Source organism: Shigella sp. SIG6 (genome assembly GCF_053555815.1).
In genome coordinates, this window is record NZ_JBQZXC010000046.1 from 14,425 (window position 1) to 27,538 (window position 13,114).

Below are 13,114 nucleotides of genomic sequence, written 5' to 3' on the forward strand. Positions count from 1 at the left end.
CTTGCAGGAAAAACGGCGATAGCACCGGGTGAGAACAATACCCGAGAAGCGATATCCATACAAACAGATGAAGATTGCAGCCGTAACGTCTATAATCAGCGCCCCACACAGAGGTAGAACATGACTGTAACGACTTTTTCCGAACTTGAACTCGACGAAAGCCTGCTGGAAGCCCTCCAGGATAAAGGTTTCACTCGCCCGACCGCCATTCAGGCTGCCGCCATTCCGCCTGCGCTCGATGGCCGTGATGTACTCGGTTCTGCGCCGACAGGCACCGGTAAAACGGCGGCGTATCTGCTGCCAGCGTTGCAGCACCTGCTCGATTTCCCACGTAAGAAATCCGGTCCGCCGCGTATTTTGATCCTCACCCCAACTCGCGAGCTGGCGATGCAGGTGGCCGATCATGCCCGCGAACTGGCGAAACATACGCATCTGGATATCGCCACCATCACCGGCGGCGTAGCCTATATGAACCACGCGGAAGTGTTCAGCGAAAATCAGGACATCGTGGTCGCCACGACCGGACGTCTGCTGCAATACATAAAAGAAGAGAACTTCGATTGCCGCGCGGTTGAAACGCTGATCCTCGACGAAGCAGACCGTATGCTGGATATGGGCTTCGCTCAGGATATCGAACATATTGCTGGCGAAACTCGCTGGCGTAAACAGACCCTGCTCTTTTCGGCAACGCTGGAAGGCGATGCGATTCAGGACTTTGCCGAGCGTCTGCTGGAAGATCCGGTGGAAGTTTCTGCCAATCCGTCCACCCGTGAGCGCAAAAAAATTCATCAGTGGTATTACCGCGCCGATGACCTGGAACATAAAACCGCATTGCTGGTGCACCTGTTAAAACAGCCTGAAGCGACTCGCTCAATCGTGTTTGTGCGTAAGCGTGAACGTGTGCATGAGCTGGCAAACTGGCTGCGCGAAGCGGGCATCAACAACTGCTATCTCGAAGGTGAGATGGTACAAGGCAAGCGTAACGAAGCAATTAAACGCCTGACCGAAGGCCGCGTAAACGTACTGGTTGCCACCGATGTTGCCGCGCGCGGTATCGACATTCCTGACGTCAGCCACGTCTTTAACTTCGATATGCCGCGCAGTGGCGATACTTATTTGCATCGTATCGGACGTACCGCGCGCGCCGGTCGTAAAGGCACCGCAATTTCGCTGGTGGAAGCCCATGACCATTTGCTGCTGGGCAAGGTTGGCCGTTACATTGAAGAGCCGATTAAAGCTCGCGTTATTGATGAGTTACGCCCGAAAACGCGTGCGCCAAGCGAGAAGCAGACCGGCAAGCCATCGAAGAAAGTACTGGCAAAACGCGCCGAGAAGAAAAAAGCTAAAGAGAAAGAGAAGCCGCGGGTGAAAAAACGCCATCGCGACACCAAAAATATTGGTAAGCGCCGTAAACCGAGCGGAACGGGCGTGCCACCGCAAACGACAGAAGAGTAATCTCAATGCCGGGTTTAAGCCCGGCATTGTTTTTTTACGCAACCACAAAACACTCTTCAACACACTGAATAAAAATGTGCATCGCCGGGCTAACCGCTTTTCCAGCATGATGTGCGCACATTGCCGTAATGGTCTGCGACTGTTCGCCAAAAGGCAATTCAATTAATTCTCCGCTCTCAAGCTCTTTTTCCACCGCAAAGTGGGGCAAGTAACTGACACCGATATTCGCCGCGACACAACGCTTGATGCTTTCGATACTTATAAGCTCAATGGTGTTTTCCACCGTGATCCGCCGCTGTCGCAGCGTGCTCTCAAATATCTGCCGGAAGACACATTGCGGTTCGTTGATAATAAAGCTACAGGCGTTATGTCTTCCCGGCTCAGTAAAATCGACATCTGCAATTTGTGGTGAAGCCACCAGCACCAGCGATTGTTCACCCAACTCTCGTCGGTTCAGGGCATCATCATTCCCTACGCGATAAAAGACGCCGACATCGGCCTCATCATTCAGTAGCGCATCACGGATCACGTAACAGTTCAGCGCCTGCAACGATAAACGCACTTTTGGTGCGCGTTGCCGAAAACGCTGCAACACCTGCGGCATTCGGTAAGAGAGCAACGTTTCGCCCGAAACAACGCGTAGTTCCCCGTCCGGATCTGACTCCTTTTTGGCAGCCTCACGAAGCGTATCCATCACTCGGGTAAGTTCATAAATGTGCGGCAGCAACTTTTTTCCTTCGCGGGTAAGGCACATCCGTCGGCCAATTTTCTCAAATAACTGGACTGAAAACTCCTGCTCAAGCTGCTGAATATGAAAAGTCACCGTCGATTGTGTACAGCACAATTTTTGCGAAGCTCGCAAAAAGGCCCCCTCTTCCACCACGGTTTTAAGCGTAATAAAACGGCGCAGATCCATAATCCCAAACCTATCGAAAATATCGAATTTAGAATATAAAAACATTCATTTTTTTAAATGTTCCGTATCGGGTACTGTCTACCAAAACAGAGGAGATAACAAGTGACACCGATCCTTTTAAGTGCTTTTTGGACTTACACCCTGATTACCGCTATGACGCCAAGACCGAACAATATTCTCGCCCTTAGCTCTGCTACGTCGCATGGATTTCGTCAAAGTACCCGCGTGCTGGCAGGGATGAGTCTGGGATTTTTGATTGTGATGTTACTGTGTGCGGGCATTTCATTTTCACTGGCAGTGATTGACCCGGCAGCGGTACACCTTTTGAGTTGGGCGGGGGCGGCATATATTGTCTGGCTGGCGTGGAAAATCGCCACCAGCCCAACAAAGGAAGACGGACTTCAGGCAAAACCAATCAGCTTTTGGGCCAGCTTTGCTTTGCAGTTTGTGAACGTCAAAATCATTTTGTACGGTGTTACGGCACTGTCGACGTTTGTTCTGCCGCAAACACAGGCGCTAAGCTGGGCAGTTGGCGTCAGCGTTTTGCTGGCGATGATTGGGACGTTTGGCAATGTGTGCTGGGCGCTGGCGGGGCATCTGTTTCAGCGATTGTTTCGCCAGTATGGTCGCCAGTTAAATATCGTGCTTGCCCTGTTGCTGGTCTATTGCGCGGTACGCATTTTCTATTAACGAAAAAAAGCGGAAGAGGTCGCCCTCTTCCGCTTAGTAACTTGCTACTTAAGCCTTACAGGCTTTCAGTAAAGGTACGAGCGATAACGTCGCGCTGCTGTTCCGGAGTCAGAGAGTTAAAGCGAACTGCATAACCGGATACACGGATGGTCAGCTGCGGATATTTTTCCGGATGCTTAACTGCATCTTCCAGAGTTTCACGACGCAGAACGTTAACGTTCAGGTGTTGACCACCTTCAACGCGAACTTCTGGTTTCACTTCTACTGGAACTTCACGGTATTCAATGTCACCCAGTTTGCTTACTGCAACCACTTCATCTTCTGCATAACCTGCTTTTGCAACGATGCAACGTGCTTCGCCTTTTTCGCTGTCCAGCAGCCAGAAAGAGTTCAGCAGATCGTCGTTAGCGGCTTTAGTAATCTGGATACCTGTAATCATGTGATGCCTCCCCGGCAAAATTATTTGATTTGTTCAGCCTGTCGCGGCCAATTGGTAAAACCATTGTTGCTTGAGTGTATATATACTCCTCAACCACCCTTGATTCTTTGATTTAAATCAACAAAAACCACACATCGATTGTGGTCGTAAATGGATTTTATTGTTTTACATCAACTTATGCGGGTGTGAAATTTTACCAATTTACATTTTTTTGCACTCGTTTAAGTCTAAAAAATGAGCATGATTTTGTTCTGTAGAAAGAAGCAGTTAAGCTAGGCGGATTGAAGATTCGCAGGAGAGCAAGATGGCTAACGAATTAACCTGGCATGACGTGCTGGCTGAAGAGAAGCAACAACCTTATTTTCTTAATACCCTTCAGACCGTCGCCAGCGAGCGGCAGTCCGGCGTCACTATCTATCCACCACAAAAAGATGTCTTTAACGCGTTCCGCTTTACCGAGTTGGGTGACGTTAAAGTGGTGATTCTCGGCCAGGATCCTTATCACGGACCGGGACAGGCGCATGGTCTGGCATTTTCCGTTCGTCCCGGCATTGCCATTCCTCCGTCATTATTGAATATGTATAAAGAGCTGGAAAATACTATTCCGGGCTTCACCCGCCCTAATCATGGCTATCTCGAAAGCTGGGCGCGTCAGGGCGTTCTGCTGCTCAATACTGTGTTGACGGTTCGCGCAGGTCAGGCGCATTCCCACGCCAGCCTCGGTTGGGAGACGTTTACTGATAAAGTCATCAGCCTGATTAACCAGCACCGCGAAGGCGTGGTGTTTTTGTTGTGGGGATCACATGCGCAAAAGAAAGGGGCGATTATAGATAAGCAACGCCATCATGTACTGAAAGCACCGCATCCGTCGCCGCTTTCGGCGCATCGTGGATTCTTTGGCTGCAACCATTTTGTGCTGGCAAATCAGTGGCTGGAACAACGTGGCGAGACGCCGATTGACTGGATGCCAGTATTACCGGCAGAGAGTGAGTAAATTTGCGGGGAAATGCCGGATGGCAGAGTTGCCACCCGGCTGATTTATCAGGCTTTATTCTGACGCCACCATTCACCAAGCAAAACGCCGGTTGCGACAGAGATATTCAGCCCGGCAACGTTGCCCGTACCGTCAATCTTCACGCGCAGATCGTTCGGATCGCGTGCGGCATCCGGTAACCCTTCATATTCCTGACCCAGCACCAGTACCATTTTCGCTGGCAGACTGGTTTTGAACAGCGGTTTACCCTGCTCGCTGGAAGTGGTCACTACGGTGTAACCTGCCTGACGGAAATCATCCAGCACGTTAACAATGTTGTCGCCAGTAATCGGCTGAACGTGCTCTGCGCCGCCTTCTGCGGTACGGATAGCCGCCCCCGACTCCAGCAGTGCCGCATCCTGCACCACGACACCTTTCACGCCGAAGTGCGCGCAGCTGCGCATCATGCCACCCAGGTTATGCGGGTTAGATTCGTTTTCCAGTGCCAGAACGCAATCCTGCGCGCCTGCCTGGATTACCCACTGCTGCACGGTTGTACCGTTACGCTTTTTGATCAGGAAGCAAACGCCGCCGTGATGTTCCGTGCCTGACGCTTTTGTCAATTCCGCTTCATCCACCACATGGTACGCTTTGCGGTTTGCTGCCATCCAGCGCAAGGCTTCTTTAAAACGCGGCGTTACACTCTGGATAAACCAGGCGCGAACAATCGCTTCCGGACGGCTCTGGAACAGTGCCTGACAGGCGTTTTCGCCGTAGACGCGGGTTTCTTCCGCACGCTGACGACGCAACACTTCCGGATCAATAAAACTTTTACCACTGATGCCACCGTGATCGGCCTTTTCCGGCGTCTCATCACCCGGCGCGCGGGAAACCGTGCGCCACGGCGAATCTTCCCACTTGCGGTCACGGGGCTGACTCTGTTTGTCATCGCGGGCGGGGCGACGGCCACCGTCAGCACGAGATTTTCCTGGACGCCCGCCCCCTTTCCCGGTACGCGGGTTGTGGGTACGTTTATCAGAATCATCATCACTGCGGACATACATCACTTTGACCTTGCCGCTTTTACCTTTCATTTCATCGTTCATGCTTTTCTCCACCAGCGCTGCGCGAAGCGCGCAGATTACCCGAAGTCCGCGCGGTTCGCCATGATTTCGTACCAAAGCCTGCGACTATCATACCTATTGAATAAAACAGATTGTTGTCTGGAACAATGTCCCCGATAATATGTAACATATTAGAAACATACCGGCGTCGTTGCCGATAAGTCTCCTTACTCATCCCGAGGTTAGTTATGAATACCGTTTGTACCCATTGTCAGGCCATCAATCGCATTCCCGACGATCGGATCGAAGATGCGGCAAAATGCGGACGCTGCGGTCACGACTTGTTTGACGGAGAGGTGATTAATGCGACCGGTGAAACACTCGACAAATTGCTGAAGGATGATCTACCTGTGGTGATCGACTTCTGGGCACCGTGGTGCGGCCCCTGCCGTAATTTCGCACCAATTTTTGAAGATGTCGCGCAAGAGCGTAGCGGTAAAGTGCGCTTTGTGAAAGTGAATACCGAAGCTGAACGTGAATTGAGCAGTCGCTTTGGAATTCGTAGTATACCGACGATCATGATTTTCAAAAACGGTCAGGTTGTCGACATGCTTAATGGCGCAGTACCGAAAGCGCCGTTCGATAGCTGGCTGAACGAATCTCTTTAATCTTACCGGGGCGCATCTTGTGCCCCGTTTTCTCCTCTGCGACAATGGCGTTTTTTCGACGCTCTCTTATGACCGAAAACGCTGTTCTCCAGTTACGCGCCGAGCGTATTGCGCGCGCAACACGTCCTTTTCTTGCCCGCGGTAATCGCGTTCGTCGCTGCCAACGCTGTCTTTTGCCAGAGAAATTATGTCTCTGTTCGACAATTACCCCAGCACAAGCAAAAAGTCGCTTCTGTTTGCTGATGTTCGACACCGAGCCAATGAAGCCCAGTAATACCGGGCGTCTGATTGCTGATATTTTGCCTGATACCGTTGCGTTTCAATGGTCGCGTACCGAACCCTCGCAGGATTTGCTGGATCTGGTACAAAACCCGGATTATCAGCCAATGGTGGTCTTTCCCGCCTCGTATGCTGATGAGCAACGGGAAGTGATCTTCACACCACCTGCCGGTAAGCCACCGCTGTTTATCATGCTCGATGGTACCTGGCCGGAAGCTCGCAAGATGTTTCGTAAAAGTCCGTATCTGGATAATCTTCCCGTCATTTCCGTCGATCTTTCCCGGCTTTCTGCCTATCGCCTGCGTGAAGCCCAGGCTGCAGGCCAATATTGTACTGCCGAGGTAGCCATCGCACTGTTAGATATGGCCGGCGATACCGGGGCGGCAGCAGGGTTAGGCGAGCATTTTACCCGCTTTAAAACACGCTATCTGGCAGGAAAAACGCAACATCTGGGTAGCATCACAGCAGAACAGTTAGAAAGCGTTTAAAATCATTCGGTCACTTCTGCGGGAGACCGGTATGAGTCAGCGAGGACTGGAAGCACTACTGCGACCAAAATCGATAGCGGTAATTGGCGCGTCGATGAAACCCAATCGCGCAGGTTACCTGATGATGCGTAACCTGCTGGCGGGAGGCTTTAACGGACCGGTACTCCCGGTGACGCCAGCCTGGAAAGCGGTGTTGGGTGTGTTGGCCTGGCCGGATATTGCCAGCTTGCCCTTTACACCCGACCTTGCGGTTTTATGTACCAATGCCAGCCGTAATCTTGCTCTTCTGGAAGAGCTCGGCGAGAAAGGCTGTAAAATCTGCATTATTCTTTCCGCCCCGGCATCGCAACACGAAGATCTCCGCGCCTGCGCCCTGCGCCATAACATGCGCCTGCTTGGACCAAACAGTCTGGGTTTACTGGCTCCCTGGCAAGGTCTGAATGCCAGCTTTTCGCCTGTGCCGATTAAACGCGGCAAGCTGGCGTTTATTTCGCAATCGGCTGCCGTCTCCAACACCATCCTCGACTGGGCGCAACAGCGTGAGATGGGCTTTTCCTACTTTATTGCGCTCGGCGACAGCCTGGATATCGACGTTGATGAATTGCTCGACTATCTGGCGCGCGACAGTAAAACCAGCGCCATCCTGCTCTATCTCGAACAGTTAAGCGACGCGCGACGCTTTGTTTCGGCGGCCCGTAGTGCCTCGCGTAATAAACCGATTCTGGTGATTAAAAGCGGACGTAGCCCGGCGGCACAGCGACTGCTCAACACCACGGCAGGAATGGACCCGGCATGGGATGCGGCTATTCAGCGTGCCGGTTTGTTGCGGGTACAGGATACCCACGAACTGTTTTCGGCGGTGGAAACCCTTAGCCATATGCGCCCGCTGCGTGGCGACCGGTTGATGATTATCAGCAACGGTGCTGCGCCTGCCGCGCTGGCGCTGGATGCCTTATGGTCACGCAATGGCAAGCTGGCAACGCTAAGCGAAGAAACCTGCCAGAAATTGCGCGATGCATTGCCAGAACATGTGGCAGTCTCTAACCCGCTCGATCTGCGCGATGACGCCAGCAGCGAGCATTATGTCAAAACGCTGGACATTCTGCTCCACAGCCAGGATTTTGATGCGCTGATGGTTATTCATTCGCCCAGCGCCGCTGCTCCCGCAACAGAAAGCGCGCAAGTATTAATTGAAGCGGTAAAGCATCATCCCCGCAGCAAATATGTCTCTTTGCTGACGAACTGGTGCGGCGAGCACTCCTCGCAAGAGGCACGACGTTTATTCAGCGAAGCCGGGCTGCCGACCTACCGTACCCCGGAAGGAACCATCACTGCTTTTATGCATATGGTGGAGTACCGGCGTAATCAGAAGCAACTACGCGAAACGCCGGCGTTGCCCAGCAATCTGACTTCCAATACCGCAGAAGCGCATCTTCTGTTGCAACAGGCGATTGCCGAAGGGGCTACGTCGCTCGATACCCATGAAGTTCAGCCCATCCTGCAAGCGTATGGCATGAACACGCTCCCAACCTGGATTGCCAGCGATAGCACCGAAGCGGTGCATATTGCCGAACAGATTGGTTATCCGGTGGCGCTGAAATTGCGTTCGCCGGATATTCCACATAAATCGGAAGTTCAGGGCGTCATGCTTTACCTGCGTACAGCCAATGAAGTCCAGCAAGCGGCGAACGCTATTTTCGATCGCGTAAAAATGGCCTGGCCACAGGCGCGGGTCCACGGCCTGTTGGTGCAAAGTATGGCTAACCGTGCTGGCGCTCAGGAGTTGCGGGTTGTGGTTGAGCACGATCCGGTTTTCGGGCCGTTGATCATGCTGGGTGAAGGCGGTGTGGAGTGGCGTCCTGAAGATCAAGCCGTCGTCGCACTGCCGCCGCTGAACATGAACCTGGCCCGCTATCTGGTTATTCAGGGGATCAAAAGTAAAAAGATTCGTGCGCGCAGTGCGCTACGCCCATTGGATGTTGCAGGCTTGAGCCAGCTTCTGGTGCAGGTTTCCAACTTGATTGTCGATTGCCCGGAAATTCAGCGTCTGGATATTCATCCTTTGCTGGCTTCTGGCAGTGAATTTACCGCGCTGGATGTCACGCTGGATATCTCGCCGTTTGAAGGCGATAACGAGAGTCGGCTGGCAGTGCGCCCTTATCCGCATCAGCTGGAAGAATGGGTAGAATTGAAAAACGGTGAACGCTGCTTGTTCCGCCCGATTTTGCCAGAAGATGAGCCACAACTTCAGCAATTCATTTCGCGAGTCACCAAAGAAGATCTTTATTACCGCTACTTTAGCGAGATCAACGAATTTACCCATGAAAATTTAGCCAACATGACACAGATCGACTACGATCGGGAAATGGCGTTTGTAGCGGTACGACGTATTGATCAAACGGAAGAGATCCTCGGCGTCACGCGTGCGATTTCCGATCCTGATAACATCGATGCCGAATTTGCTGTACTGGTTCGCTCGGATCTCAAAGGGTTAGGCTTAGGTCGACGCTTAATGGAAAAGTTGATTACCTATACGCGAAATCACGGACTACAACGTCTGAATGGTATTACGATGCCAAACAATCGTGGCATGGTGGCGCTAGCCCGCAAGCTCGGGTTTAACGTTGATATCCAGCTCGAAGAGGGGATCGTTGGGCTTACGCTAAATCTTGCCCGGCGCGAGGAATCATGAGTAAGGTACTGGAAATGTTGACCACTTAATCGGGACTGGTGTTATTATTGCCCGCTTATGTCGTCTGCATTGCACAGAGGACCCTTCAATGAACAGAGAAGAAATGCACTGTGATGTTGTCAAAATTTAAGCGTAATAAACATCAACAACACCTTGCCCAACTACCCAAGATTTCTCAATCAGTTGATGATGTCGATTTCTTTTACGCTCCCGCCGACTTCCGGGAGACGCTGCTGGAAAAAATAGCCAGCGCGAAGCAACGCATTTGCATTGTCGCCCTGTATCTCGAACAGGATGACGGTGGCAAAGGCATTCTGAACGCGTTGTATGAGGCTAAAAGGCAGCGTCCGGAACTGGATGTGCGGGTGCTGGTCGACTGGCATCGTGCACAACGTGGACGCATTGGCGCTGCGGCATCTAACACTAACGCTGACTGGTACTGCCGCATGGCGCAGGAAAATCCGGGCGTAGATGTTCCGGTTTATGGCGTTCCAATCAATACCCGTGAAGCTCTTGGTGTTCTGCACTTTAAAGGCTTTGTCATCGACGATAGCGTACTTTATAGCGGTGCCAGCCTGAACGATGTTTACCTGCATCAACACGATAAATATCGCTACGACCGTTATCATCTGATCCGTAACCGTAAGATGTCAGACATTATGTTTGAATGGGTTACACAGAATATTATGAATGGCCGCGGCGTTAATCGTCTGGATGATGTTAATCGGCCAAAAAGCCCGGAAATCAAGAACGATATTCGTCTGTTCCGCCAGGAGCTGCGTGATGCCGCTTATCATTTCCAGGGCGATGCCGACAACGATCAGCTTTCCGTAACGCCGCTAGTGGGGCTGGGGAAATCGAGTCTGTTGAACAAGACCATTTTCCATCTTATGCCTTGTGCCGAGCAGAAACTAACCATCTGTACGCCATACTTCAACCTGCCAGCAATCCTTGTGCGCAATATTATCCAGTTGCTGCGCGAAGGGAAAAAGGTCGAAATTATTGTTGGTGATAAAACCGCGAACGACTTCTACATTCCGGAAGATGAACCTTTCAAGATAATTGGCGCATTGCCTTATCTCTATGAGATCAATCTGCGTCGTTTCCTGAGCCGTTTGCAGTATTACGTCAATACTGACCAGCTAGTGGTTCGGTTATGGAAAGATGACGACAACACCTATCACCTGAAAGGGATGTGGGTTGATGATAAGTGGATGTTGATCACCGGTAATAACCTGAACCCGCGCGCCTGGCGTCTGGATCTGGAAAACGCCATTTTGATCCACGATCCACAACTGGAGCTTGCGCCGCAGCGAGAGAAAGAACTGGAGCTGATCCGCGAGCGTACCACCATCGTTAAGCACTATCGCGATCTGCAAAGTATTGCCGATTATCCGGTGAAGGTTCGTAAACTCATCCGCCGTTTGCGCCGTATCCGCATCGACCGATTAATTAGCCGCATCCTGTAATCACAACCCCGTCCTGTACGGGGTTTGTTTTTTGGAGGCCACGTTTTGCGTATTCTTTTTGTCTGTTCGCTATTGTTACTTTCTGGATGCAGCCATATGGCTAACGATAGCTGGAGCGGGCAGGATAAAGCTCAACACTTTATCGCCTCGGCGATACTTTCCGCCGCCGGAAATGAATATTCACAGCATCAGGGGATGAGCCGGGATCGCAGTGCCATGTTTGGATTGATGTTCTCTGTCAGTTTGGGGGCGTCAAAAGAGCTTTGGGATAGCCGCCCCGAAGGGAGCGGCTGGAGCTGGAAGGATTTGGCCTGGGATGTCGCCGGTGCAAGCACCGGCTATACCGTCTGGCAACTGACCCGTCACTAAAGACGCATCCCCTTCCCTTTGCGATGTAGCATCAAAGAAACCAGAAACGCCACCACGGCCATCAAGGTCACATACCAGAAGAAGGCTGTTTCCATTCCTATTGATTTCAGCGACAACGCTACGTACTCCGCCGAACCACCAAATATAGCATTAGCGACCGCATATGACAGACCAACGCCTAATGCGCGAACCTGTGCCGGGAACATCTCAGCCTTCAGTATTCCACTGATTGATGTATAAAAACTCACTATCAGCAGGGCACACATCACCAGACCAAAAGCGGCATAAGGCGAGGAAACGTTTTGCAATGCTGAGAGAATAGGAACGGTAAAAATGGCTGCCAGCGAACCGAAACATAACATTGAGGTACGGCGACCAATCTTATCCGACAGCGCGCCAATGAGTGGTTGAATAAGCATGAATACAAACAATGCGGCAGTCATAATGCCACTCGCCACGTTGGCATGCATTCCCGCAGTATTTACCAGATACTTCTGCATATAAGTGGTGAAGGTATAGAAACAAAGGGAGCCCGCAGCGGTAAAACCGAGAACCATGATGAATGCACGGCGATTGTGCCATAATCCTTTCAGAGATCCAGCTTCTTTTAAAGCGCGCGTTTCTTGTTGCGAAGTTTCATCTAATTGACGACGTAACCACAACGCCACAACAGCTAACACAGCTCCTAACGCGAAAGGAATACGCCATCCCCACTCTCTGAGTGCAGCGTCTTCCATGGTGTGTTGTAAAACCACGACAACCAGTAGGGCTAGCAGTTGTCCGCCGATCAACGTCACATACTGAAATGATGCGTAAAAACCTTTGCGCCCTTCAACGGCAACTTCACTCATATAGGTGGCGCTGGTGCCATATTCTCCGCCAACGGATAATCCCTGAAATAAACGAGCGAGAAGCAATAATGCCGGAGCCCACGTACCTATAGTTTCATAACCTGGGAGGCAGGCGATAACCAGCGATCCGAAACACATCATACACACCGATAACAGCATCGATTTTTTGCGACCATGTTTATCGGCTATGCGGCCAAATAGCCAACCGCCTATTGGGCGCATCAGGAATCCCGCAGCAAAAACACCTGCTGTTTGTAGTAGTTGAGTCGTCGTGTTCCCGGAAGGGAAGAAAATGTGGGCGAAGTAGAGTGAACAGAACGAGTAGACATAGAAATCGAACCACTCGACCAGATTACCTGAAGAGGCCCCCACAATCGCCCAAATGCGGCGACGAGTATCACTACTTGTCAGTTTGCTGTCTGCCGTTACAGTACTTTCAGCCATGCCATTATGTCTCCTGCCGTAATCCGATGCTTTTGTTGGTCGCTTTTGTTTATTTCTTTTGGTAAAGAAAATGTTATACATTTGTTGCGTATCATTATGCAACCTAAACCATGAATTTAGTTAGCAGGAAAATGGTTATTGAGGAGCTTAAGGATAAATTTCTGGTAAGGAGGACACGTATGGAAGTAGGCAAGTTGGGGAAACCGCATCCGTTGCTGAATCTGGCATATGTGGGAGTATAAGACGCGCAGCGTCGCATCAGGCATTTTTTTCTGCGCCAATGCAAAAAGGCCATCCTGACGGATGGCCTTTCGCTT

The 13,114-nt window shown here is 51.3% G+C and carries 12 protein-coding genes and 1 pseudogene; 8 read left to right on the forward strand and 5 right to left on the reverse strand.

Going from position 1 to position 13,114, the window contains the following annotated elements; all coding sequences use genetic code 11:
• The first annotated feature begins 120 nt into the window (after positions 1-120).
• A complete protein-coding gene (srmB, locus tag ACUU1M_RS10090; RefSeq protein ID WP_000219193.1) occupies positions 121-1,455 on the forward strand; it encodes an ATP-dependent RNA helicase SrmB in 1,335 nt (444 codons plus the stop codon).
• A 43-nt stretch (positions 1,456-1,498) separates the two neighbouring features.
• Here the strand turns inward: srmB and ACUU1M_RS10095 are convergent.
• Positions 1,499-2,371, reverse strand: a pseudogene (locus tag ACUU1M_RS10095) (LysR family transcriptional regulator); the annotation flags it as partial.
• A 102-nt stretch (positions 2,372-2,473) separates the two neighbouring features.
• Here ACUU1M_RS10095 and eamB point away from each other — a divergent pair.
• Positions 2,474-3,061, forward strand: a complete 588-nt coding sequence (gene eamB, locus ACUU1M_RS10100) for a cysteine/O-acetylserine transporter (protein ID WP_005076397.1) — start codon at positions 2,474-2,476, stop codon at positions 3,059-3,061.
• Positions 3,062-3,116: 55 nt separating this feature from the next.
• Here eamB and grcA read toward each other — a convergent pair whose 3' ends face one another.
• The gene (gene grcA / locus ACUU1M_RS10105) at positions 3,117-3,500 is read right to left on the reverse strand and encodes an autonomous glycyl radical cofactor GrcA (RefSeq protein WP_000627807.1); all 384 of its coding nucleotides are present in this window, start codon (positions 3,498-3,500) and stop codon (positions 3,117-3,119) included.
• A 304-nt stretch (positions 3,501-3,804) separates the two neighbouring features.
• Here grcA and ung point away from each other — a divergent pair, with 304 nt between their 5' ends.
• A complete protein-coding gene (ung, locus tag ACUU1M_RS10110) occupies positions 3,805-4,494 on the forward strand; it encodes a uracil-DNA glycosylase (RefSeq protein ID WP_001262716.1) in 690 nt (229 codons plus the stop codon).
• A gap of 47 nt (positions 4,495-4,541) precedes the next feature.
• Here the strand turns inward: ung and ACUU1M_RS10115 are convergent, their stop codons facing one another.
• A complete protein-coding gene (locus ACUU1M_RS10115; RefSeq protein ID WP_000997396.1) occupies positions 4,542-5,579 on the reverse strand; it encodes a tRNA/rRNA methyltransferase in 1,038 nt (345 codons plus the stop codon).
• A 206-nt stretch (positions 5,580-5,785) separates the two neighbouring features.
• Here ACUU1M_RS10115 and trxC point away from each other — a divergent pair, with 206 nt between their 5' ends.
• The 5 genes from trxC to ACUU1M_RS10140 all read left to right on the forward strand — a co-directional run bounded on the left by trxC (position 5,786) and on the right by ACUU1M_RS10140 (position 11,502).
• Entirely contained in the window at positions 5,786-6,205 is a 420-nt protein-coding gene (gene trxC, locus ACUU1M_RS10120) for a thioredoxin TrxC (protein WP_001098726.1), read from the forward strand.
• Positions 6,206-6,273: 68 nt separating this feature from the next.
• On the forward strand, positions 6,274-6,972 hold the full coding sequence (gene tapT, locus ACUU1M_RS10125) for a tRNA-uridine aminocarboxypropyltransferase (protein WP_001343689.1): 699 nt from the start codon (positions 6,274-6,276) through the stop codon (positions 6,970-6,972).
• 31 nt (positions 6,973-7,003) lie between these two features.
• Positions 7,004-9,664 (forward strand): peptidyl-lysine N-acetyltransferase PatZ, encoded by a 2,661-nt coding sequence (gene patZ / locus ACUU1M_RS10130; RefSeq protein ID WP_152028940.1) that lies wholly within the window; start codon positions 7,004-7,006, stop codon positions 9,662-9,664.
• 113 nt (positions 9,665-9,777) lie between these two features.
• The gene (gene pssA / locus ACUU1M_RS10135) at positions 9,778-11,133 is read left to right on the forward strand and encodes a CDP-diacylglycerol--serine O-phosphatidyltransferase (protein WP_005076403.1); all 1,356 of its coding nucleotides are present in this window, start codon (positions 9,778-9,780) and stop codon (positions 11,131-11,133) included.
• Positions 11,134-11,178: 45 nt separating this feature from the next.
• A complete protein-coding gene (locus tag ACUU1M_RS10140) occupies positions 11,179-11,502 on the forward strand; it encodes a YfiM family lipoprotein (protein ID WP_005105704.1) in 324 nt (107 codons plus the stop codon).
• On the opposite strand, the gene kgtP is transcribed toward ACUU1M_RS10140, so the two are convergent.
• Both kgtP and ACUU1M_RS10150 read right to left on the reverse strand, forming a co-directional pair.
• Complete coding sequence (kgtP, locus tag ACUU1M_RS10145; protein ID WP_000841100.1) at positions 11,499-12,797, reverse strand: alpha-ketoglutarate permease; 1,299 nt, start codon at positions 12,795-12,797, stop codon at positions 11,499-11,501. The genes ACUU1M_RS10140 and kgtP overlap by 4 nt on opposite strands.
• 116 nt (positions 12,798-12,913) lie before the next feature.
• On the reverse strand, positions 12,914-13,114 hold a 201-nt coding region (locus ACUU1M_RS10150; RefSeq protein WP_000618199.1), incomplete at its 5' end, for a hypothetical protein.